Consider the following 23,019-nt stretch of genomic DNA (forward strand, 5'->3'; position numbering starts at 1 on the left):
AAGTGGGGACGCCGGTACCGGCGTCCCCACTTTGTTCCGATCACATCAGGAACCGGCGCGGATCCATTCTTCGAGATGCGGCGCCTCAGTGCCGATCGTGGTTCCGTCGCCGTGACCGGTGTGGACCTTGGTCTCGGCGGGGAGCGCGAAAAGCTTGTCGCGAATCGATCCGATGATGGTCGGGAAATCGGAGTACGACCGCCCGGTTGCCCCGGGACCACCGGAGAACAAGGTGTCGCCGCTGAACAATTCGCCGGCCTCCGGCAGGTAGAGGCAGGTCGACCCCGGCGAATGACCGGGTGTGTGGATTGCCAGAATATCCGTGCCCGCCACAGCAATACGCTGATCATCTTCCAAGCTCAGATGCCTCACCCCGGGGTGAGTCATCTCCCAGAGGACATCGTCGGCCGGGTTCAGGTAGATAGGAGCGTCGAGTTTCTCGGCCAGCTCCGGCGCAACGGTGACGTGATCGTTGTGGCCGTGGGTGCAGACGATTCCGATCACCTTGCGTCCACCGACAGCGTCGATGATCGGCTGCGCGGTGTGAGCTGCGTCGACGATCACCACTTCGTTGTCGTCACCGATCAGCCAGATGTTGTTGTCGACGTCCCACGTTCCGCCGTCGAGGCTGAACGTGCCCGAGGTGACGACGCGATCGACACGCAATGTCACAGGACCACCACCGAACGAAGGACCTCGCCGCGGTGCATCGTCTCGAAGGCCTTCTCCACCTCGTCGAGCTTGATGCGCTCACTGACGAACTTCTCGAGCGGCAGACGCCCCTGCTGGTACAGGTCGACCAGAACGGGGAAGTCACGCTCGGGCAGGCAATCGCCGTACCACGACGACTTGAGGGCTCCGCCGCGCGAGAAGAAGTCCACCAGCGGCATTTCCAGCTTCATGTCCGGCGTCGGAACACCCACCAGCACTACGGTTCCCGCGAGGTCGCGGGCGTAGAACGCCTGCTTCCAGGTCTCCGGGCGACCGACTGCGTCGACAACCACGTCGGCACCGAAACCTCCGGTCAGCTCCTGGACTGCCTCGACGACGTCGTCGACCTCGGTGGCATTGATCGTGTGCGTGGCACCAAGTTCCGTGGCCCACTCCAGCTTTCGAGGATCCCGGTCGATGGCGATGATGGTATTGGCACCGGCCAGGCGTGAACCCATGATCGCTGCGTCGCCGACGCCGCCACACCCGATCACGGCCACTGAATCACCGCGTCCGACGTTGCCGGTGTTCATCGCGGCACCCATGCCGGCCATGACACCGCAACCGAGCAGTCCGACCACGGCCGGATCGGCCGAGGCGTCGACCTTGGTGCACTGGCCTTCGTGAACCAGCGTCTTGTCTGCGAATGCGCCGATGCCGAGTGCCGGCGTCAGTTCGGTGCCGTCTTCGAGCGTCATCTTCTGCTCGGCGTTGAACGTGTCGAAGCAGTACTGCGGGCGGCCACGCTTACACGCACGACACTGCCCGCACACGGCACGCCAGTTGAGCACGACGAAGTCGCCCACCTCGACATGAGTGACGCCGGGGCCAACGCTCTCGACGATGCCCGATGCCTCGTGCCCGAGCAGGAACGGGTACTCGTCGTTGATTCCGCCGTCGCGGTAGGTCAGGTCGGTGTGGCACACACCGCACGCTGCAATGGCGACCACTACCTCGTTGGCGCCGGGATCGGGAATCGTGATGGGGACGATTTCGACGGGGGCACCCTTGGATCGGGCGATGACGCCGCGTACCTGCTGTGGCATGGCTTTGCTCCTGGCTTCGTGCGATTGAGGACGTGTCGTCACATGGCGCCGTGTTTTCACATTGCGATATGTGCACTCGTTCAAAGGTTAGCCCGAAGCAGGTGCCCGCAACCCTGGTCGAACTGACTGACCGACCTGGCCGAAAGGACTAGGGTGCAGGCTTCACGCCGGCCTCCGCGCCCGCGGCGGCCGCCGCACCCCGACTCTCGACGCCCAATTTCCGCAGGACCCCGGCAACATGAAACTTGACTGTGCTCTCGCTGACGCCGAGGCGCTCCGAGATCGCCTTGTTTCGTCGTCCGGCCACCAGATGCTCGAGTACCTCGAACTCCCGCGGAGCCAGTTCGGTGAGGACGTCGCGGTTCGGTAGGGCGACGGGGGCGTCGAGCGGGATGGTTGCGCTGATCCGGTTCCCCCACCCGGGCGTCGACTCGGATTCGACGGTTCCACCCAAAGTCTCTACCCTCGAACGTAATTGGCGTTCCACGTCAACCACGTCGGCTTCACCACCGCCGTCGTCGCGAATGTCGATCGAGAGTGAAGCCGCGTCGAGCGTCCAGGCCACCCGGATACGCGAGAGCATCTGCTGATCCGACAACGCCAAGACCGCGCCGCGGACGACCGCGCGGGCGCCGTGCGCCACTTCACCGGGTAACCCACGCCCGTCGACGGGTGGCTCCACCAACTCCAACGCGATTTCCCGATGCTTGAGCAGCGAACGCAATTCCCCACGCATCCGTGCAAAAGCCGTGGTGGTCGACTCTTCGGCCAACTCGCGGTGCACGTCGACGGCTGAACGCAGGCCGATCAGAGCCGAGGCCGCAGTCTCCCTGGCCGAGGTTCGCGCACGTGTGTCGTCGAGATCCGCCGAGCGCAGCGTCGCCAGCATCGTCTCGAGGGTGGCCGCATGCACCTCCGTCATCTCCGCCACGGTGCGTGCACGCTCCGACGACGCTGCCCGTGACTCGGCGAGATATGCCGGGCTCGCGTTCCGGACCTGGAGCTGAATTCCGGTTGCAGTCACTGCGAACAGTGCCTGGATCAATTCGAGGGATGCTGTCTTCACCGGTACGGGGTGCGGTGTCAAAACGAGAAGCGTATCGGTTCGATCAAGCATCGCAAGCACTTCACGGTCCCGGCCGGCGATAGCGCATTTTCCCCGAAAGATCTGTCCGACAGTGAGATCCGTACGGATACGGTCGAGTTCGGCGATGGTCACACGATCGACGACGGCTGGATCCCCAGCGACCTTGCGCGGCCTACCGGTGCATTCACGGGTGAAGATCACCAGGGAAGTGTGCGGCGCCATGTCCGCGATCAACGTCGAAAATCGTCGGCCGATTTCGGGTAGTGGTCCCACCAACACGTCTCGAAGGGCAGTGATCAGTAGCGCATCGTCGGTGGTGCTCACCGTTCAACGATAACCATCCGGTTCACTGGTGCAGCGTGGTCTTCATGAGCATCACGTTGTAGTCGGACCAGGTGGTGGCGAGAAAGTAGAGGTCCTGCCCCTGTGACCAGGGGTGCATGTACGCGCCGTAGAGTCCCGGAACCTCGTCGGTGCCGATCACTACGTCGGGCGCACTCCACGGGCCGGTCAGGTCCGACGCCGTCCGCAGCACTAGCGCTCCCCACTCGTTGGAGTACATCGCGACGAACTTGCCGAGATAGTCGTTGTACTGCACCGACAGTTCGCTGACATCCCCGTCGAGAACTACTGCAGCGGCAGCGGGATTGTTGGGGACCCATGCCTTTCCGTCCCAGTATTCGTACGCCGCGACGTCCGCGATGGAGGCTTCCTTGACTCGCGAGAGACGCCCCTCGCCGAAACGTCCCGCGGGGGTACCGAAGTTGTAGACGTAACCACCGTCTTTGACAAAGGAACCCATCTGGAAGTTGTCGTTACCCGTCAACGGCAGATTGGGCCGGGACGAGGCCGGTTCGACCTGCCAGGTCTCACCGTTGTCGTGTGAGGACGCGATCTGCGAGAAGTTGGTGACCCACTCGCCCGACCCTCCCCACGAGCGGATCGACATGTAATTGACGTATTGAACGCCACCCACCGAGATACCCGTCGTCGGGATGCTGCTGGTTTCGACGCCGGTGACTTTCAGACTTCCGATGATCTCGCGCGAGTGATTCGGCCGGTCGGTCGGCGAGGAGTCGATGTTCATGCCGTCGGACAGATTTCCGTCCGAGCTACGGAACAGGACGTTGCTGCGCCAGTCACCGACCACCCCGGAACACAGGGGGTCAGATCCGATGCCGACGGTGTCACCGAAGGCTGTCAGGACCTGACCTGCGCCGTTGTCCCACATGATGCCGAGATCCGTGCCGAGAACATTGAAACGCTCGACGGTTTGGTTGGGGCTGAGCGCGCCCGTGATGTACTCGACCGCCGAGGTGCGGCCTTGCAATTCCGGCAGTTTGCCGTCCGTGCCGTTGAGCCAGGGAATCGGATTGGTCGGCCCACCTGATTGATCCAAGCTCCCGGTGACATTGCAATCCCACGGGGATGCATTGGCCTGGGTCGCCCCCAAGACCGCGGTCGACGCGAGTACACACGTCACTGCTGCTGTCGATATCTTCCGCATCCGGCGCATCGCTCCCCTTTCGCGGGGGAGATCCGGACTCTACGAGGTGTCTTGCTCGACCGGATCGGTTCATCCACCCACGACAACACAAGGTAACAGGTAAATCGGTCAATCAGGACAAAACGGCCTTATTCAACAGAGATCGATTTCAACCACTTCTCCATCACGGCTGCGGCAATCTCGAGCCCCTGCGACTCGGCTGCACCCAACTGCTCCATGAAGATGCGCGGACCGTCCACTCCCAACGAAGCATGCAGCGAATCGCGATACTCGGCCAGTTCCATCCATTCACGCGCCACCTCGGACGACGCTTCGAGGTGAAACTGAACGGCGTAACTCTGCTTGTACCGGAATACTTGATTCGGAAACTTGGCAGAACCGGCGAGCCGCACCGCGCCATTCGGGATATCGAAAGTGTCCGAATGCCATTGCATCGCAGGAAAAGTAAAGGGAAGGCCTCCCCACACCGAATCTTGCCGCCCCTCGGCTGTCAAGGTGATCTCCTCGACTCCGACTTCGGGCACTGCGCCCGTGTAGACGCGAGCCCCCAGCGCTGCGGCGAGCAATTGCGAACCCAGACACACTCCCCACACCGGGACGTCGTTCTCGACCAGATCGCGAATGTACTCGATCTCGGACGTCAGCCACTCGACCTCGCCTTGATCGCCGACGCCCATCGGCCCACCCATCACGATCACGGCGTCGAACCGTCGGTGGTCAGGAAGCGGGTCGGTTCCCAGAAGAACGGTCTGCACATCTCCGTAGCTCTCCAGGACGGGCGAATACGCCGCTGGGGGTTCGCACTGCGCGTGTCGTAGTTCCAGAAAATGCATGTAGGCAATTCCTCTCGAATCCGGTGCCGAAAGCCTATGGTTCTATTCGACATAAGGCACATCGACGGCGTCGGATGTGCTCTGCGCTCGAATCTCCGCTTTCATCGCCCCTTTACCGACAAGGAACGTCTGTGCGCGCACCACACCTCTTTTCGACATCGATTCGCCCGTCCTCAACTGCCGTTCGCATCGGACTCAGCGCATTCGCCTTGGCGTCACTTGCCGCGTGCTCAGGAACAAGCACCGACAGCGAGGCCGAATCAACATCCACCGCGACCACCACTGCAACCTCGACAACTCAACCCACGACGACTCAGGCTCCATTGACCACCTCGGTGGCCGGTACGACGAATTCTCCACTGGCCACGACCCCAGTCGCCGCGGAAGTGACGCCCGCTGCAGCTCCCGCGATCATGCCCAACGTCGTGTGCATGAATCTTCAAGACGCGCAGGACACCATTCAGTCGGCCGGAGTCTTCTTCTCCAGAAGTGCTGACGCAACTGGCGCTGGTCGACGCCAACTGGTCGATTCCAACTGGATTGTCGTCGATCAGACACCCTCTGCCGGAAGTCCTTTCGGGGAAATCGAAGCCGTGCTCTCGGCCGTGAAGATCGGCGAACCGAACCCGTGCTGATCGACCGAGTTTTCGAACTTCGCAATTCCGGGAACGCTGCGCCTTACTTGACAACTACCTCCGATCTCCTTCACTGTAGTCAACATTACGAGTATCCAATATATTGGATGCGAAAGGTTGGATTGCAACATGAAGGTGCAACGAATACGGCAGAGCGCCAACTCTCCGGCGGCCATGAGCGAACCTGTCATCGGAATACTCGGAGGCATGGGGCCCGCCGCTACTGCCGACTTCTACTCCAAACTCGTTGCGCTGACACCAGGTTCGACGGATCAGGAGCACCCCAAAGTTGTCATCTGGGCCGATCCCACCGTTCCCGACCGGACATTGGCACTCACCGAGAACGGCCCTGACCCCACTCCGTGGCTGATCCGCGGTGCGCGCGTTCTCCGAGAGTCGGGCGCGACGACGCTCGCCATCCCATGCAATACCGCCCACGCCTTCCTGCCCGCCATCTCGTCCCAACTGGGACTTCCCGTAGTCCACATGATCGACGAAGTCGCTCGGCACATCCGGACGCTCTCACCCGCCGTCACATCCGTCGGACTATTGGCCACCACGGGGACGGTCCGCACCGGGTTGTATCAACAATGGCTGTCGGAATACTCGATCGACGTCCTGGTGCCAGGACCTGCGATCCAGAACGAACTGGTGATGCCGGCGATCCGAGCAATCAAGAGCGGCAACGTCGGAGACGAGACCACCGACAAGCTCGTCAGGGCCGCTGATCTTCTCGTCGAATCGGGCGCGCAGGTCGTCGTGGCCGGATGCACCGAGATTCCGCTCGGACTGCCCGCCGACGCCACAACCTGTCAGATCATCGATCCGGCAACAATTCTCGCCCGCGCTCTGCTGCGGCGGGTTGCGGATGCCCGGAGACACCCCTCGATGGTCATTTCGGGCTGACCTGCAGTAGGGAGGCTGCAGAGTACGATATCCAGTATGTTGCGTGGCGGTAAACCGGTTGAGCGAGCACGAATGAGCGACATCGCTCTCGAACGCATTCGGCAGGCGATCGTCACCGGTGAACTGGCGCCGGGCTCGAAGATCAAGGACAGCGAACTCGCCGAGTATCTGGGACTGAGCAGAACTCCGGTCCGCGAAGCGCTCGCAAGGCTGGTCGACACCGGACTCGTGGAAGCGAAACCTGGTGCGTACACGCGCATCACCACCCTCGACCGCGGCGACGTCGAGGCGACACTCGCAGTCATCGAAGCTCTCGACCAACTGGCCGTCGTCACCGCAGTGCCGAACCTCACCGACGAGATGATCGGGGCGATGCGCTCCGCCAACAAAGACTTCGCCGCTGCCGTCAAGCGAAACGACATAGGCCGAGCCCTCACCGCCGACGATCGCCTACACAGCGTCATCATCGATGCTGCGGCAAATCCGCTGTTGAAGAAGCTGATTCACCAGGTTCACCCACAAATTCACCGCATCTACTACCGCAAGTTCTCGAGCCTCCTCGGGAGCCAGGACTCCGTCGATCATCACAACAGGCTGATCAAGCTGTGCGCAGACCACGATGCCGAGGCGGCAGCGACGCTGTCAGCCGAACATCGACGCCATCTCGGCGGGCTGATCGGCGAACTTTTCGACGCCGACGAGTTCGCGCTCTCGGACTGACCGAGTCCGGGGACAAGTTTCGGCGATTGCCTATATTGGTCATTGCCGATATAAATGACTGGTGCATGCATTCGACGTTCTCGGAGACCCAGTGCGGCGACGAATCATGGAACTCCTGTCCGGCGGCGAGCGCTCGGCGGGTCAGATCGCCGAAGTCGTGGCAGCGGAGTTCGGAATCTCGCAACCGACCGCGTCCGGACACCTGCGAGTACTCCGAGAAAACGGATTCGCCACCGTCCGCAGCGAAGGCACCAGGCGTCTCTATGCCGTCGAGCCCGCGCCATTGCAAGAAGTGGACCAATGGCTCGACGGATTCCGGCAGTTCTGGAGCGGCCCTCTCGACGCATTGGCCACAGAACTCGCACGCGGGAAACGACGCGGCTCGAAGCGGAGCAGATCTTCACAATCGAATTCTTCCGACGAAGGAGACTCACAATGACCGAGATCGCGAACCAGGACACCAGCCTCACCGCGGTGGAGCGGAGCATGGGTAACCGCGACATCGCAGAAGGTTCGGCTCGAACTGCCGTACTCAAGCGCCGCTACAACGCGTCGGTCGACGACGTCTGGGACGCCATCACGACCCCTGACCGCGTCAACCGCTTCTTCCTCCCGGTGAGCGGAGACTTCCAGGTGGGCGGCTCGTACGCCTTCGAAGGCCAGGCAAGTGGCGAGATCCTGGCCTGCGACGCCCCACACCTGCTGCGACTGCAGTGGACACCGCCCGGCGATCGTGGATACAGCGATCAGGTCGAGATCCGGCTGACTGCCGACGGCCTAGACGCCACCTGGCTCGAGTTGGAGCACGCCTCCGTAGCCGATGTCTTCCGCAACGACCCGGACACCGGCTGCTACGGCGTCGGAACCGGCTGGGAAGGCCCACTTCACTACCTGGGCGAATACTTGCGCGGCACTCTCCCTGATGCGCCGAGCACCGAGTGGTACACCTTCGACGAAGCAGAGGAACTTCGTCTGGCCAACTTCCGAGGGTGGGAGTGGGCAAAGATCGAGGCAGAGCACGGCGGCCGATAACGCCCAATTCTTCGAAAACGGTCACAGGATGGCCGTTAGCTTTGTATCGTGACCGAGCTGGACGTATGTCCAGTAGCTTTGGTGGCTTCCTTTCGTGCCACACCTGCTTCGGTCCACGAGAAGAGAGCTCCACATGGCGCCACAACCCGTAGTCGACAACGCGGCCACGACGCGACGCACGCACATCATCCGGACAGTTCTCGCTGTCCTCGTCATCGCACCGCTGTCGATTGCGGCGTTCTACATGTGGGCACTGTGGGATCCGGGCGACACGGTCAACCGCTTGCCCGTCGCCATCGTCAACGCCGATGCCGGCACAGAACTCGACGGAACACGTCTGCAAGCCGGCGATGAAGTTGTTGCCGCGCTCGTCGAGAGCGGAGACGTTGCGTGGAAGGTCGTCTCGCAACAGGAAGCCGCCAACGGCGTCAACGACGGCACTTATTACTTCTCGGTCGTCATTCCCAAGACTTTCAGCGCAGATGTGGCCAGTGCCGCATCGGGTTCGGGCCGCAAGGCCGAACTCGACGTCTTGTACAACGACTACAACAGTCTGGTCGCCGGCCCGGTCGGTGAAAGCATCATCGCTCAGGTGCGCTCGGCGGTCTCCGAGTCGATCGGCGAGCAGTCCATCGACCAGGTGCTGGTCGGGTTGGGTGAACTCGGAACAGGATTCGGTGACGCAGCAGCAGGAGCGCAACAGCTGTCCGACGGATCCTCCGAAGCGCTTGCCGGAACCAACGAGCTCTACGCCGGAAGCAAGGAACTCGCCACCGGCATGGGCGAAGCAAATCAGGGCGGCAAGGAGCTGGCCGCCGGAGCCGGCGAGCTGGCTGCTGGAGCGAACGAAGCTGCTGCAGGCTCGGGCGAGCTGAGCAGCGGACTCAACCAGTTGGTCGGGGGCACCGACGAACTCGGCGCTGGAGCCCGTCAGATCAGCGAAGTGGTCGACATGGTCACAACCCCGGTACTCGACCTCGCGGGGTCCTCCGACGCCGTCGTCGGGCAGATCGACGCCCTCACGTCGATGCTTCGAAACTCGGCCGATCCGGTCTCCGCCGGACTCGTCGAGGCCCTGGGCGGACTGCGGGCCTCCCTGACCGCGCAACCGTCGGACGACGACGTGATCGGTCAGCTCGGTCAGCTTCGCGACGGTGCGCGGGAGATCTCGCGGCAGCTCACCGATCCGAGCAGCGACTACCGTGGCGGGCTTCTTGCCGCGGCGGCCGGTGCGGGTGAACTCAACACGGGACTAGGCCAACTGTCCGACGGCGCAGGCCAACTCGCCACCGGCGCTCAGGAACTCTCCACCGGCCTCGGGCAGTTGGATACCGGAAGTATTGCGCTCCGTGACGGCCTCGGCCAGCTCGCGGCGGGCGTCGGCGAGCTCGACGCGGGTAGCGCGGAACTCGCCACCGGTTTATCCGACGGTGCCGCCCAGGTGCCGCAGTTCTCGGACGACGAGCGCGCCACCACGGCCAATCTGCTCTCTTCCCCGGTTGCCGTCGATGCGCGGAACAACTATCCCGCAGCCGGTTTCGGACCGGGAGCCGTCCCTGCCGTGATCTCGGTGGCACTGTTCCTGTGCGGAATTCTCACGTGGTTCGTCGTCCGTCCACGACGCGGACGTTCACTGAACTCGCACACCAGCGTGGTGCGTGAGGGGCTGCGCCGCTACCGCATTCCCGCCCTGGTCACCTTGGTCGCGGCGCTCGTGTTGTCGGTGGTGTCACTGACCGTGGCAAACGTCGAACCACCTAGTGTTCTGGCGATGATCGCAGTGATGATCCTGGTGGGTGCCGCCGCGGTCAGCTCGGGCAGGCTCTTCACCGTTGTGTTCGGAGCCGTCAACGGAACCTTCATCGCTTTGGGTGCCTTGATGATTCAGATCTTCGCCTTCGGCGCGGTGTACCCCATCGAACAGATGCCGACGGTGCTGCAGTGGCTGCACGCTCTGATGCCACTCACGTGGGCGCGCAACGCCATGCGCATGGTCCTTGTCGGATACTACGGCCCGAAATTCTGGGTGGCGGTAATCGCTCTGGCTGCTTTGGTGATCGGAGCCGTCCTGTTCACCATCTGGTGGCGCCGCCGACAAGAACCGCCGACAGAAGCCGACGACGACGCGCCGATCACCGAGGAGATCGTGTACCTCCAGCAAACGCAAGCGTGAGTCGGATCAGCGAACGAGCGTCGTACGCATCAACATGACGTTGTAGTCGGCCCACGTGGTGGCAAGGAAATACAGATCCGAACCACTGGACCACGGGTGGATGTATGCAGCGTAGATACCGGGAACCTCGACCAGATTGACCAGTGTTTCCGGTGCCGTCCACGGACCGACCGGACTGGGAGCGGTTCGCATCACAATCGAACTGAACGCGTCGGCGTACATCGCGACGAACTTGCCGAGGAACTCGTTGTACTGAACGGAGATCTCGCCGATGCGGCCGTCCATGACGGGTACGGCCGCAGCGGGATCGGCTCGGATCCAGCCGTTTCCGTTCCAATACTCGTAGGCGGAAAGATCGAGGATCGCCCCCTCGGGCGCGCGAGAAAGTCGAACCTCGCCGGATCGTCCCGCGGGGGTTCCGTAGTTGTAGACGAACCCGCCGTCCAACACCATCGAGCTCATCTGAAAGTTCTCGCTACCGGCGACGGGGGCGACACCCGCGGGAAGAACCCCACCGATGTTGGGGCGCAGCGTCTCCGGACGCATGGTCCACGTCTCGCCGTTGTCCGAGGAGGTGGCAATCTGTGAGTAGTTTGTACTCCACTGCCCGGCCTCGCCCCAGTTGCGCACCGACATGTAGCTCAGATACTGCACACCGTTCATCGCAATGCCGCTGGTGGGGATACTGGACGCCTCGACGCCCGGAACCTTCAGACCGGCGATGACCTCGCTTGCCTGACCGGCGCCGTCCATCGGCGCACTGTCGATGCGCATACCGTCGGCCAGCACCCGATCCGAGCTGCGGAAGAGTACATTGCTTCGCCACTCGCCCACCAAACCGTCGCAGGCGGGGTTGCGACTGAGCCCGGTGGTGTCACCGAAAGCGGTCAGAATCTGACCGGCACCGTTGTCCCACATGATGCCCAGATCCGTGCCCAGAACATTGAAGCGATCGACCGTCTTGTTGGGACTGTATGTCCCGGTAACTTTTTCGATCGCGGTAGTACGCCCGGACAGACCCGGCAACCCTCCGGTGTTGCCGTTGAGCCACGGCGCCGCATTGGCCGGACCTCCGCTACTACCGACGCCGCTCACTCCGACGCATCCCGGCGCTGCCGTCGCCGGCGAAGCCACCGCCGTGACTGCAGCAGTCGCCAGAGCAGCAACTACCCCGAACACCCCCAACGATCTCCCCGCGCGAAACATGACTCCCCCAAGGCCGGGATTGTTGGTGTTGTCGTCGTCGCTCCCCCCGAACCTCGGACAATCTAGCAACTGCAGTCACAGATAACCCAATCAGACAAAGACGCGAAAAGGCCTGAAAGTCACAGCAATTCAGACTTTCAGGCCTTTTCGGACAGAGAAAATCAGTCAGAGGTCAGCGCGCTCCGCTCGCACCGCCGTCGAGTGGAATCACCGCGCCGGTCAGGTAAGCCCCGGCACGTGAAGCAAGGAAGATGGCAAGACCTGCAGCATCCTGGGGAGTTCCGACCCGGCCCAACGGGACCGAGTCCGCCACAGCCTTTGCACTCTGCTCGTCCTCGAGGAGGAATGCCATCATCTTCGACGGGAACGGGCCCGGCGCAATGGCATTGACCGTGATCTGTTCCCCCGCAAGCGTTGCCGCGAGCTTGCGCGTCAACATGTGCACCGCAGCCTTACTGGCTCCGTACGAGAAGTTCTCCGAACCCGACACCACGAGTCCGTCGATCGATCCGATATTGATCACGCGCGCGGGATCTTCCGCAGTGGCCGCAGAACGCAACTGCGGCAACAGCTTCTGTGTCAAGAGGAAGATTGCCTTGACATTGATGTCGAAAATCTTGTCGAAGCCGGCAGCCGGAAAATCGTCGACGGGAGCTCCCCACGTGGCACCGGCGTTGTTGACCAGTACGTCGAGCGTCGGCGAAATCTCGGCGACCTTCGCAGCGAGGCTCTCGATCCCCTCGTCCGTGGACAGATCGGCCGGGTGAGAGATGCAGGTGCCGAACTCCGAAAGCTCTCGCGCGGCTTCGTCACAGGCTTCGGCTTTTCGGGCCGAAATGACGACCGTCGCTCCGCCTTCGACAAATCCGCGAGCGATCATGTATCCGATGCCGCGTGATCCACCGGTGACCACAACGGTCTTGCCACTGACGTCGAACAGTCCCTCGATCAAGCTCATGCGACCTCGAAAAGCCCGGCAGCGCCCATGCCGCCACCGATGCACATGGTCACGACCACGAGCTTGGCTCCGCGCCGTTTACCTTCCAGGAGCGCATGTCCGACCAGACGCGCACCCGTCATACCGTACGGATGGCCGACGGAGATACCGCCACCGTCGACGTTGTACTTCTCGGGATCGATCCCGAGCTTGTCACGGCAGTACAGGGCCTGAGAGGCGAAGGCCTCGTTGAGTTCCCAGAGATCGATGTCGTCGACCTTCAGCCCATGAAGATCCAGCAGACGCGGAATCGCGTACACCGGTCCGATGCCCATCTCGTCGGGAGCGCAACCCGCGACAGCCATGCCACGGTAGATACCGAGAGGCGCCAACCCGCGGCGTTCCGCCTCGCCTGCCTCCATCAGCACCGACGCCGAAGCGCCGTCGGAGAGCTGAGACGAGTTGCCCGCAGTGATGGAGGAATGCGCACTGACAGTCCCGTCGGCCAGAACCGGTCGCAGACTCGACAGCCCTTCCAACGTGGTGGAAGCGCGGTTGCCTTCGTCCCGGGTCAGCGTCACGGACTCGCTGCGGATCTCACCCGTCTCCTTGTCCTGCACCTGCTTGATCGAGGGCAGCGGGACGATTTCGAGATCGAACCGACCTGCGTTCTGAGCTGCTGCGGTCCGCTGCTGCGAGACGAGCGCGAACTCGTCCTGCTGCTCGCGGGTCACTCCGTAGCGCTCGGCGACGATCTCGGCCGTGTGCAGCATCGGCATGTAGATCGACGGCTTGTTTTCCTTCAGCCACGGATCAGCCGCGCGGAAGTTGTTCATATGATCGTTCTGGACCAACGAGATCGATTCGACTCCGCCGCCGACCGCGATCTGCATTCCGTCGTCCACGATCTGCTTTGCTGCGGTCGCGATGGCCATGAGCCCGGACGAGCACTGACGATCGATCGTCATTCCGGAAACCGAGTCCGGAAGCCCCGCCCGCAGCACCGCTTGCCGTGCGACGTTGCCGCCGGAAGATCCCTGCTGCAACGCGGCGCCGAGAATGACGTCCTCGACCTCGCCGCCCTCGAGGCCCGCGCGCTGAACTGCATTCGAAATGGCATGTGCAGCAAGCTCTTGAGCCTGAGTGTTGTTGAACGCGCCGCGGTACGCCTTACCGATCGGGGTACGGGCGGTGGAAACGATGACAGCTTGCCTCATCGGGGAAACCTTTCGTCGAACACGAAGTGCTGTGCGCCTTTATTAACCGCCGGGGTCAATAAAGGCGCACAGCAGAGGATCAGGGCTGGAACACGACACGACCGACAGTGGTGCCGTCGCCGAGGCGGCCGATACCGTCGGCCACGTCCGTCAACGACAGCCGCTCACTGATCAGGGGTTTGACCAGACCGGCATCGGCGAGCCTGGTGAGCTCGACGTGGCAATCGTCGATGGCCTGCTGGTTGTAGGCCTTGTACAGCCCCCAGTGCAGACCGATGATCGAATAGTTCTTGATGAGAGCATGATTGAGTGCCGGCTGCGGAATCGTCCCACCCGCGAAACCGATGATGACGATCCGTCCCTCGAAGGCGATGCACTTCGTGGACTTCGCGTATGCGTCACCGCCTACCGGATCGAAGACGACATCGGCGCCCTTACCACCGGTGAACTCCTTGACCGCTGCCACAAAGTCCTCACTGTGACGGTCGACCACGAGGTCTGCGCCCAGCTTGCGCGCGTACTCTGCCTTGTCCGGGCCGCCGACGACACCGATCACCTTGGCGCCTGCCGCCTTGCCGAGTTGCACTGCCGCACTACCGACACCACCCGCAGCGGCGTGGACCAACAACGTCTCACCCTCGAGCAGTTGGGTGCGACGATGCAGAGCGAACCACGCTGTCTGATAGCCGATGCTCAGAGCGGATGCTTCCGCGTCGTCGAGAGCCGACGGCGCCGGGAACGTGTTGTTCTGATCCAGTACCGAGTACTCGGCGAATCCGCCGGACGGCAGACTCGGGTTACCGATCACCCGGTCCCCCACCGCGAACTTGGTCACCGATTCACCGACCGAGACCACTTCACCACACAGTTCGACGCCGGGGGTGAAGGGCAGCGGCGGCTTGATCTGGTACTCACCCCGGCACATGAGGACGTCGGGGAAGTTGGCCGGAGCCGCCAGCACCTTGACCAACATCTCCGTCGCATTAGGGGTGGGATCCGCGGTCTCCTCCAACGCGAGCACATCGCGGGGTTGACCGAGTTCGTTGACGCGCCAAGCCTTCACAGCAATTCTCCAGACAGATAGTGGGTGAAATTCAGGACGAGATCGGGAGGTCGACCAACTCGGCGAGACGTGCCCGATGCTGATACGCGGTTCCCAGCGACAACTGATCGCTCTTCGCCCGCTTGAGGTACAGGTGCGCCGGATACTCCCACGTCATTCCGATACCACCGTGGAGTTGGACGCATTCCTCGGCAGCGTGAACAGCGACGCCGCTGCAGAATGCCTGGGCCACCGTCGCTGCGATCCCCGCATCGTCGTCGCCGCGTGCATAGGTGTCCGCCGCGTATCGTGCTGCCGCACCCGAAGAACTGACTTCGAGCCAGAGATCGGCGAGGCGGTGCTTGATCGCCTGGTACGAACCGATCGCGCGGCCGAACTGCTTGCGCTCCTTCACATACGCGAGAGTCGTTTCGAGGCACCACTGAGCCACAGCGAACTGTTCGGACGCCAGAAGTGCGCTTCCGCAGAGCAACGCTTCCTCAACCGCCTGCGCCGCATTGCCGCTGTCGACCCGGACCGACGACGACCCCGAGAACTCGACGTCCGCCAATCGGCGCGTCATGTCCAGGGACAGAACCGGCGTGACGGTAGCGTCGGCGATCCGAACGGTGTGCAGCTCCAGGCCGCCCTCACCGGCAACCGGAACAACAAGAACATCGGACTCGGCGACGCCGGCAACCGTCGTGACGCTGCCGACGAGTCCACTCGCCGTTGCCTTGACAGTAGGTGTGAAAGTTCCTGGTGCAGTGGACAACGGGACGACCAGAGCAGCCGTCGAATCCCCCGCTGCCAATTGACCGAGCACCTCGGTCTCGCCGGCCTTCAGCAACGCCGTCGTCGCCAGCACCGCGCTGGTGAAGAACGGAACGGGAGCGACCGCACGTCCGATCTCCTCCATCACGACCGCCGCCTCACGCGTCGACGCACCAGCCCCGCCCAGTTCCTCGGGTACCAGCAGTCCCGCCAAACCGAGTTCCGACGCCAACGACTTCCACAGCCCGGTGAAGTCGGCGGACACGTCGTCGTACGCCGTGACCACGGTGTCGGCGCCGGCCCGCTCGCTCAGCAGTCGTCTGACGCTGGCCCGCAGATCTTGTTCGGTCTCGGAGTACAGCAGATCTGCGCTCATCGGGGTAGGTCCTTCCAGGCGATGTCCTTGTCGACGCGATGCTCGGGTGGCAAGCCGAGTACACGTTCTGCGATGACGTTGCGCAGGATCTCCGACGTTCCGCCCTCGATCGAATTGCCCTTGGCTCGCAGGTACCGGTATCCGGGTTCACGCCCGGTGAAGTCGACGGAATCCGGTCGACGCAGCGTCCAGTCGTCGTAACGCAGACCGGCTTCGCCGTGCAACTCGAGGTCGAAACCCGAAATCTGCTGGGCCAAACCGGCAAACGCGAGCTTCATTCCCGAGCCTTCGGGGCCGGGCTGTCCGGCGGCGAGCTGCTGGCGCAGTCGCTCACCGGTCAGACGCGCGACTTCGGATTCGGTCCAGAGCCGCATCAACTCGTCATGCATCGCCGGGTTACGCAGCTCGGGCTCGTTACGCCAGGCCTGAGCGACCTTTCCGATCATGCCGCCCTCACGCGGCGCGCCCGAACCGATGGCAACACGCTCGTTGTTCAGGGTGGTGGTCGCAACCTTCCACCCTTGGCCTTCGGCTCCGAGGCGATTGGCGTCCGGAATCCTGACGTCCGTGAGGAATACCTCGTTGAATTCGGCCTCGCCGGTGATCTGACGGAGCGGCCGGACGTCGACGCCCGGGTCGGTCATGTCGCAGATGAAGTAGCTCAGACCCGCGTGCTTCGAGCGTGACGGATCGGTTCTGGCCACGAGAATCGCCAGCTGCGCGTTCTGCGCGCCCGACGTCCACACCTTCTGCCCGTTGACTATCCAGTCGTCGCCGTCGCGGACAGCGCGGGTGGAGACGGCCGCGAGGTCCGAACCTGCGCCCGGTTCACTGAACAGCTGGCAGTAAACCGTCTCCGCAGTCCACAACGGGCGCAGGAACTTCTGCTTCTGCTCCTCGGTACCGAAGGCAGCGATGGTCGGTGCTGCCATGCCCAGTCCGATCCCGTTCTTGCCGGTGGCCGGGACGGGTGCACCGGCAGCCTCCAGCTGAGCGTTCACCTGCCGCTGAAAGCTCTGCGGTACACCGAGTCCCCCATGACCTTCGGGGAAATGAACCCACGCCAGTCCGGCGTCGAATCGTGCGCCGAGGAAATCCGATACCGACACACTGTTCGGATCGTTTTCCGCGAGAAGCGTGTTCACCTTGTCGGTGATGTCACGTGATACTGCCTCTTCGTCGAAAGCCATGCCCATTCCTTCGGTTCGAGCGGTGAGCGGACGGTCAGTCCTTGGGTCCACCGGCGACGTAGACGACCTGACCGGAAACGAAGCCTGCGCCTTCACTGACGAAGAACGACGCGGTGTGCGCGATGTCCTCGGGCTGACCGACGCGGTTGACCGGAATCTGCGAAGCGGCAGCGGTCTTGAAGTCCTCGAAGCCGACGCCCATGCGCTCGGCCGTTGCGGCGGTCATCTCGGTTTCGATGAACCCGGGGGCAATAGCGTTGGCGGTCACGCCGAACTTTCCCAGCTCGAAGGCCAATGTCTTGGTGAATCCCTGCATGCCGGCCTTCGCTGCGGAGTAGTTGACCTGTCCGCGATTACCGAGAGCCGACGTGCTCGAGAGGTTCACGATGCGGCCGAACTTCGCTTCCACCATGTACTTCTGCACCGCACGCGACATGAGGAACGCTCCACGCAGGTGGACGTTCATCACCGAATCCCACTCGGCAACGCTCATCTTGAACAGAAGGTTGTCGCGAGTGATTCCGGCATTGTTGATCAGCACGGTAGGTGCACCCAGCTCTGCCGCAACACGATCCACCGCTGCAGCGACCGAAGACTCATCGGAGACGTCAGCGCCGACGGCCAGTGCCTGGCCACCTGCAGCCTTGATCGCATCGACGGTTCCGGCACACGCCGCTTCGTCGAGGTCGAGCACGGCGACGGCAAAACCGTCTTCCGACAGTCGCTTCGCCACTGCCGCACCGATTCCGCGCGCTGCACCCGTGACAATTGCGGTTCTACGTTCCTGGCTCACTGGCCCTCCATACTTTCGTGATTCGACGGACACCGGACGATCTCGTCAGATCCCGGCCTGATCTGCAATTTCCCTGGCTTTGGCGACCAAGGCGTCAATACGTTCCACGGTGGGAGTTCCGCTCTCGGCGGCATTCTGCGGTTCGTCGCGGGCGCGACGCATCACGCCCTCGGCGATCACGGCGATCTTCCACAGCCCCAACGTGTGCCAGAACTTCAGCGCAGCAGGATCCCGTCCGGTGGCCTCGAGATAGATCCGGGAGATCTCCTCTCGCGAAGGGAACCCGGGGAGCGCCGACGCCGGAAAATCGCCGCCGGTATTCTCACCAGCCGCCGGCCAGTACGCCAACAAGCTACCGACGTCCGCCAACGGATCACCGAGAGTGCAGAGTTCCCAGTCGAGGGCCGCGACAACTTCGCCGTTCTGAGCGGAGGTGATCACATTGCGCAAGTGAAAGTCGCCGTGCACCAACGTGGTTTCGGTATGAGCCGGCTGAGCTGCAATCAAGCGTCGCGTGAGATCGTCGAGATCGGGGCATTCCCGCGTCTTCGACTGTTCCCATTGACCTCCCCAACGCTTCAGCTGCCGTGCAGCGTAGGGCTTGTGGCTTGCCAGGTCGTCGAGGCCGGCCTTCTTCAGATCCACGGCGTGTATCTTCGCCAACGTCTGAGCCAGCGAGATGCCGATTGCCCGACGACGATCTTCCGACAACGCCTCCGCAAGAGGCATTCGGTCCACCACTTCGCCGTCCACGAATTCCATGAGGAGCAGCGGAACTTCGGTGACGGCAGGATCCTCGGTCAACCCGAATACTCGCGGCGAAGGCACGTCGGTGGATTCGAGAGCGCTCAGGATTCGAGCCTCACGCGCCACGTCGTGAGCCGAGGCCAGCAGATGCCCCAGCGGTGGGCGTCGTAGCACCCAGCGATTGCCGTCCTGATCGCGAACCAGGTACGTGAGATTCGACTGCCCCAAGCCGATTCGATCGAAGGACAACGGCCCGGAAAAGTCGATCCCCAGGCCTGCGATCCACCCGGTGACCGCTTCGGTATCGAGTCCCACTACTCCGACGCTAGCCACCGACGGACGCTCCCTGCCGGAACGGGAGTGCGTCACCCAACAACTGGCCACCGTCGATGGTCATGATCTCGCCGGTGATCCACTGGGCTGCATCCGAAACCAGGAAGGCAATGGCAGCGGCCACGTCCTCGGGTTCACCGATGCGTCCGAGAGCAGTCGACGCGGACACCGCTTCTTCGTGTTCTTTCCACAGAGCTTCGGCGAGTTTGGTTCTCACCACTCCCGGCGCAACGGCGTTGACACGAATCTTCGGTGACAACTCGAGCGCCAACTGCTTGGTGATGTGGATCAGAGCAGCCTTCGACGCGTTGTACGTACCGATTCCCGCCTCGAACGCCATGCCGCCGATCGAAGCGGTGTTGACCACGGAACCACCGTGCTCGCCCATCCAGGCCCGCGCTGCGAGGCCGGTCCACAGGACTGGAGCCCACACGTTGACGTCGAAAGTCTTGGCGAAGCGCGAGTGATCCTGGTTGATGATCGGCCCGAACGACGGGTTGGTGCCCGCGTTGTTCACCAAGATGTCGAGACTGCCGAAACGCTCGATCGTCTGCTCGACGCACTTGCGTGCAGCATCCTCGTCCGTCGCGTGAGCGCCGACGCCGATCGCGTTGCCGTTCACCTGCGCGGCAGCCGCATCTGCGGATTCCTGTGAGCGCGAAGTCAGTACGACGTTTCCGCCCGCCGCCGCAATCGCCTGCGCGGTCGCGAGGCCGATGCCCCGCGATGCGCCTGTGACGATTGCCGTCTTACCGGTGAGATCCAGTCCTGCCATGTCAGTTCGCCTTGACTTCGCGGTACTTGCGCAGTTCCTGCTTGGCGATGGCGCGCTTGTGCACCTCGTCCGGGCCGTCGGCCAGGCGAAGGGTGCGCATGTGGGCGTAAGCCATCGCGAGCGGGAAGTCGTCGGTGACGCCGCCACCGCCGTGAACCTGGATGGCGCGGTCGATGATCTTGAGCGCGATGTTCGGTGCCGCAACCTTGATGGCTGCGATCTCGGTGCGCGCTTCCTTGTTGCCCACCGTGTCCATCATGTGTGCGGCCTTGAGCGTGAGGAGTCGAACCATCTCGATGTCGATACGAGCCTCGGCGATCCAGTCCTGGATATTCGCGTTGTCACTGACGGGCTTCCCGAAGGTGATGCGGGTGGATGCGCGCTTGCACATCAGTTCCAGTGCGCGCTCGGCCATTCCGATTGCACGCATGCAGTGGTGGATGCGGCCGGGGCCGAGGCGGGCCTGGCTGATCGCGAATCCTTCACCCTCACCGGCGAGAATGTCCTTGGCCGGGACGCGCACGTCCTCGAAAGTGATCTCGCCGTGCCCTTCGCGGTCCTGGTAGCCGAAAACCGGCAGGTTGCGCAGGATCGTGACGCCGGGAGCATCGATCGGCACGACCATCATCGACTGCTGACGGTGGGTGGCGGCATTGAAGTCGGTCTTACCCATGACGATCAGAACCTTGCAGTTCTGGTGCAAGGCGTTGGAAGCGAACCACTTACGGCCGTTCAGCACGTACTCGTCGCCGTCACGGTCCATACGGAGCTGGATGTTGGTGGCGTCGGAGCTGGCAACCTCGGGCTCGGTCATCGCAAAAGCGGAACGAATTTCGCCTTCGAGAAGCGGCTTGAGGTACTTCTCCTTGTGCTCGTCGGTGCCGAAGAGCGTGAGCACCTCCATGTTTCCCGTGTCCGGAGCGGCGCAGTTGGTGGCCTCGGAGGCCAGGTGGCTGCGGCCCATGATCTCCGCGAGCGGTGCGTATTCCAGGTTGGTCAGGCCGGGGCCCCATTCGGGATGGGGATGGAAGAGGTTCCACAGCCCGCGGGCCTTGGCTTCCTTCTTCAAGTCGTCGATGATCGGCGGCTGAAAGTGCGGGTTACCGGACTCACGCATCTGCTCTTCGTAGACCGCTTCGGCCGGGTAAACGTGCTTGTCCATGAAATCGAGCAGTTCGGCCTGGTACTTCTTGGTGCGATCCGAGAACTCAAACACTGACATGTGAACTCCTGACAGAGAGGGAAGGAAAATTGGGGGCTCGATGTTCGAGATGGCTGTTGACACCCTCGACGACATCCGGGCCGTGAAATGCGTTCAGCATCAGCGATTCCGCACGCCTGGCGGAATCGGTGAAGGTCGAGTGCGCGTCGGCACTCATCTGAGATTTGATGACGGAGAGGGACGTCGGCGAGCAGTTCGCCGCGATGTCCTCGGCGTAAGCAATCGCCGCATCCAGAACGTCACCGCCGGTGACCAGGTGGTCGACCAGACCGATGCGGTACGCCTCGTCGGCGTCCACCATCCGGCTGGAAAGCAGAAGATCGACTGCTCGACTGTGCCCGACCAAGCGGGGCAACATCCAGGAGATGCCGTACTCCGCAATCAGGCCTCGACGCGCGAACGCGGTAGTGAATCGTGTTGCGCTCGAACCGAAACGAACGTCGCAGTACAGAGCCTCGACCATTCCGAGCCCGGCAGCGACGCCGTTGACGGCGGCGATCAGCGGCTTGCGGATGGTTGTCGGGAAATGACGGTCTCGCGGCCGGACAAGATCACTTTCGGAGACTTCGCCGACGTTCTTCAAATTGCCGAGGTCAGCCCCCGAGCAGAATCCTCGGCCGGAGCCGGTGACAACAATTGCTCGGACACTGGGATCTTCGTCTGCCACGGCCAGAAAGTCGTAGTACTGATCTTCGAGCTCGTTGGTCCACGCGTTGAGAACGCGGGGCCGATTGAATGTCAGAACCAGCACCGCTCCTCTCTGCTCGGAGAGGACGAGTTCCTCGGTCATCGTGTTCCCGCGAGGAGCGACGCCTGGTACCGGCGCATCCCGCGCAGCCAACGGTCGTAGTCGGCGCCCTTCTGCCGGTACATGTCCAGCACGTTCTTGTGCGGAAGGATGAGAAATTCTTCGGCATCCACTGCCGCAAGAACGATTTCGGCGCATTCGGCAGGCTCGAGAACATTGCCTGCCGCAAGCACGGCTCCGGTTGCGGCCTTGCCGACCGGATCGCCGGAGTTCTCACCTTCGTAGAGAAGCTTGGTGTTGACGCCCATCGGGCACAGGCAACTGACGCGAACACCCTGATCTCCGTAGGTGATCGAGAGCCACTCGGCAAACGCGACCGCGGCATGTTTGGTCACCGAGTACGCGGCGGACCCGACCTGACTGAGCAAGCCGGCCGCAGAGGCCGTGCTGATGAAGTAGCCCTCCCCGCGCTCCGTCCAGCCGGGGACGAGGAGCCTGGCAGCGCGAATGTGGGCGCGAACGTTGACGTCGATCGTCGTGTCCCAGACGTCTTCACTGATGTCGAGGCCCATGCCACCGGTAACGCCGGCATTGGCGAAGTAGAGGTCGACCGGGCCGAATTCCTTTTCCGCCTGCGCGATCAGGCCCGCAATGACCGTCTCGTCGGAGACGTCGCCACCGGCAGACACGGCCGCTCCGGGACGCTCCGCGTTGATCGCCTCTGCTACTGCCGAAGCTGCTGCCCCGTCCAGGTCAGCCACTACGACGCGAGCACCCTCGGCAGCCAGTCGCTCGGCCAGTGCACCGCCGATTCCCCCGCCGCCACCGGTGACAATTGCTACCTTCTGGGCAACCTTCATGAGCGATTCCTCTCGCTTGCGTCATACCTACGCGCTGACAGTGATCCACGTCTCCCCTCATGTATAGTTGAATCCGGCGTCAGTTTCAACCGTCGAATCGCGACGGTCACCCGAACGGCCCGTTCCGTCCTCCTGAACTGCGAGTAAAG

23 protein-coding genes are annotated in these 23,019 nt (G+C 62.8%); 6 read left to right on the top strand and 17 right to left on the bottom strand.

Features of this window, described 5'->3' with window-relative positions:
* Nucleotides 1-45 precede the first annotated feature (45 nt).
* The 5 genes from ACSW29_RS19735 to ACSW29_RS19755 all read right to left on the bottom strand — a co-directional run bounded on the left by ACSW29_RS19735 (nucleotide 46) and on the right by ACSW29_RS19755 (nucleotide 5,184).
* Complete coding sequence (locus tag ACSW29_RS19735) at nucleotides 46-672, bottom strand: MBL fold metallo-hydrolase (protein ID WP_230817361.1); 627 nt, start codon at nucleotides 670-672, stop codon at nucleotides 46-48.
* Nucleotides 669-1,757 carry an S-(hydroxymethyl)mycothiol dehydrogenase gene (locus ACSW29_RS19740; RefSeq protein ID WP_007730860.1) on the bottom strand — a complete coding sequence of 363 codons (1,089 nt, stop codon included), beginning with the start codon at nucleotides 1,755-1,757 and terminating at the stop codon, nucleotides 669-671. Before ACSW29_RS19740 ends, ACSW29_RS19735 begins: the two co-directional genes overlap by 4 nt.
* A 148-nt stretch (nucleotides 1,758-1,905) precedes the next feature.
* Nucleotides 1,906-3,168 (bottom strand): LuxR C-terminal-related transcriptional regulator, encoded by a 1,263-nt coding sequence (locus tag ACSW29_RS19745; RefSeq protein WP_448278083.1) that lies wholly within the window; start codon nucleotides 3,166-3,168, stop codon nucleotides 1,906-1,908.
* Between the two features lie 22 nt (nucleotides 3,169-3,190).
* Nucleotides 3,191-4,360, bottom strand: a complete 1,170-nt coding sequence (locus ACSW29_RS19750) for a DUF4185 domain-containing protein (protein WP_448278084.1) — start codon at nucleotides 4,358-4,360, stop codon at nucleotides 3,191-3,193.
* Between the two features lie 119 nt (nucleotides 4,361-4,479).
* A complete protein-coding gene (locus ACSW29_RS19755) occupies nucleotides 4,480-5,184 on the bottom strand; it encodes a type 1 glutamine amidotransferase (RefSeq protein WP_317825996.1) in 705 nt (234 codons plus the stop codon).
* 131 nt (nucleotides 5,185-5,315) lie between these two features.
* Here ACSW29_RS19755 and ACSW29_RS19760 point away from each other — a divergent pair, with 131 nt between their 5' ends.
* The 6 genes from ACSW29_RS19760 to ACSW29_RS19785 all read left to right on the top strand — a co-directional run bounded on the left by ACSW29_RS19760 (nucleotide 5,316) and on the right by ACSW29_RS19785 (nucleotide 10,650).
* On the top strand, nucleotides 5,316-5,819 hold the full coding sequence (locus tag ACSW29_RS19760; RefSeq protein WP_317825997.1) for a PASTA domain-containing protein: 504 nt from the start codon (nucleotides 5,316-5,318) through the stop codon (nucleotides 5,817-5,819).
* A 129-nt stretch (nucleotides 5,820-5,948) separates the two neighbouring features.
* Entirely contained in the window at nucleotides 5,949-6,725 is a 777-nt protein-coding gene (locus ACSW29_RS19765) for an aspartate/glutamate racemase family protein (RefSeq protein ID WP_347874949.1), read from the top strand.
* Between the two features lie 36 nt (nucleotides 6,726-6,761).
* A complete protein-coding gene (locus ACSW29_RS19770) occupies nucleotides 6,762-7,445 on the top strand; it encodes a GntR family transcriptional regulator (RefSeq protein WP_448278085.1) in 684 nt (227 codons plus the stop codon).
* A gap of 61 nt (nucleotides 7,446-7,506) precedes the next feature.
* Complete coding sequence (locus ACSW29_RS19775) at nucleotides 7,507-7,884, top strand: ArsR/SmtB family transcription factor (RefSeq protein WP_003942971.1); 378 nt, start codon at nucleotides 7,507-7,509, stop codon at nucleotides 7,882-7,884.
* Entirely contained in the window at nucleotides 7,881-8,477 is a 597-nt protein-coding gene (locus ACSW29_RS19780; protein WP_448278086.1) for an SRPBCC domain-containing protein, read from the top strand. The genes ACSW29_RS19775 and ACSW29_RS19780 overlap by 4 nt, the downstream gene beginning before the upstream one ends.
* Before the next feature lie 133 nt (nucleotides 8,478-8,610).
* Nucleotides 8,611-10,650: a YhgE/Pip family protein gene (locus tag ACSW29_RS19785; protein WP_448278087.1), complete on the top strand. Its 2,040-nt coding sequence runs from the start codon at nucleotides 8,611-8,613 to the stop codon at nucleotides 10,648-10,650.
* Between the two features lie 6 nt (nucleotides 10,651-10,656).
* Here the strand turns inward: ACSW29_RS19785 and ACSW29_RS19790 are convergent, their stop codons facing one another.
* From ACSW29_RS19790 to ACSW29_RS19845, 12 genes are all read right to left on the bottom strand, one after another.
* Entirely contained in the window at nucleotides 10,657-11,856 is a 1,200-nt protein-coding gene (locus ACSW29_RS19790) for a DUF4185 domain-containing protein (protein ID WP_448278088.1), read from the bottom strand.
* A 172-nt stretch (nucleotides 11,857-12,028) separates the two neighbouring features.
* Nucleotides 12,029-12,814: a RhlG family 3-oxoacyl-ACP reductase gene (locus ACSW29_RS19795; protein ID WP_020909426.1), complete on the bottom strand. Its 786-nt coding sequence runs from the start codon at nucleotides 12,812-12,814 to the stop codon at nucleotides 12,029-12,031.
* Nucleotides 12,811-14,010, bottom strand: a complete 1,200-nt coding sequence (locus ACSW29_RS19800) for an acetyl-CoA C-acyltransferase (protein ID WP_347874953.1) — start codon at nucleotides 14,008-14,010, stop codon at nucleotides 12,811-12,813. The genes ACSW29_RS19795 and ACSW29_RS19800 overlap by 4 nt, the downstream gene beginning before the upstream one ends.
* A gap of 79 nt (nucleotides 14,011-14,089) precedes the next feature.
* Entirely contained in the window at nucleotides 14,090-15,073 is a 984-nt protein-coding gene (locus ACSW29_RS19805; protein ID WP_003943088.1) for an NADPH:quinone oxidoreductase family protein, read from the bottom strand.
* A 31-nt stretch (nucleotides 15,074-15,104) separates the two neighbouring features.
* Nucleotides 15,105-16,202 (bottom strand): acyl-CoA dehydrogenase family protein, encoded by a 1,098-nt coding sequence (locus ACSW29_RS19810; protein ID WP_448278089.1) that lies wholly within the window; start codon nucleotides 16,200-16,202, stop codon nucleotides 15,105-15,107.
* Nucleotides 16,199-17,392, bottom strand: coding sequence for an acyl-CoA dehydrogenase family protein (locus ACSW29_RS19815; protein WP_448278090.1), 1,194 nt, complete (start codon nucleotides 17,390-17,392; stop codon nucleotides 16,199-16,201). Before ACSW29_RS19815 ends, ACSW29_RS19810 begins: the two co-directional genes overlap by 4 nt.
* A 34-nt stretch (nucleotides 17,393-17,426) precedes the next feature.
* Nucleotides 17,427-18,185, bottom strand: a complete 759-nt coding sequence (gene fabG / locus ACSW29_RS19820) for a 3-oxoacyl-ACP reductase FabG (RefSeq protein WP_230817346.1) — start codon at nucleotides 18,183-18,185, stop codon at nucleotides 17,427-17,429.
* A gap of 45 nt (nucleotides 18,186-18,230) precedes the next feature.
* Nucleotides 18,231-19,265, bottom strand: coding sequence for a phosphotransferase family protein (locus tag ACSW29_RS19825; protein ID WP_065455055.1), 1,035 nt, complete (start codon nucleotides 19,263-19,265; stop codon nucleotides 18,231-18,233).
* A complete protein-coding gene (locus ACSW29_RS19830) occupies nucleotides 19,258-20,040 on the bottom strand; it encodes an SDR family oxidoreductase (RefSeq protein WP_007730827.1) in 783 nt (260 codons plus the stop codon). Before ACSW29_RS19830 ends, ACSW29_RS19825 begins: the two co-directional genes overlap by 8 nt.
* A gap of 1 nt (nucleotide 20,041) precedes the next feature.
* On the bottom strand, nucleotides 20,042-21,262 hold the full coding sequence (locus ACSW29_RS19835; protein ID WP_019745701.1) for an acyl-CoA dehydrogenase family protein: 1,221 nt from the start codon (nucleotides 21,260-21,262) through the stop codon (nucleotides 20,042-20,044).
* Nucleotides 21,249-22,052, bottom strand: a complete 804-nt coding sequence (locus ACSW29_RS19840) for an enoyl-CoA hydratase-related protein (protein ID WP_030536038.1) — start codon at nucleotides 22,050-22,052, stop codon at nucleotides 21,249-21,251. The genes ACSW29_RS19835 and ACSW29_RS19840 overlap by 14 nt, the downstream gene beginning before the upstream one ends.
* Nucleotides 22,049-22,870, bottom strand: coding sequence for an SDR family oxidoreductase (locus ACSW29_RS19845; protein WP_003942864.1), 822 nt, complete (start codon nucleotides 22,868-22,870; stop codon nucleotides 22,049-22,051). Before ACSW29_RS19845 ends, ACSW29_RS19840 begins: the two co-directional genes overlap by 4 nt.
* Nucleotides 22,871-23,019 lie beyond the last annotated feature (149 nt).

The sequence above is a fragment of the Rhodococcus sp. GB-02 genome (assembly GCF_053470465.1).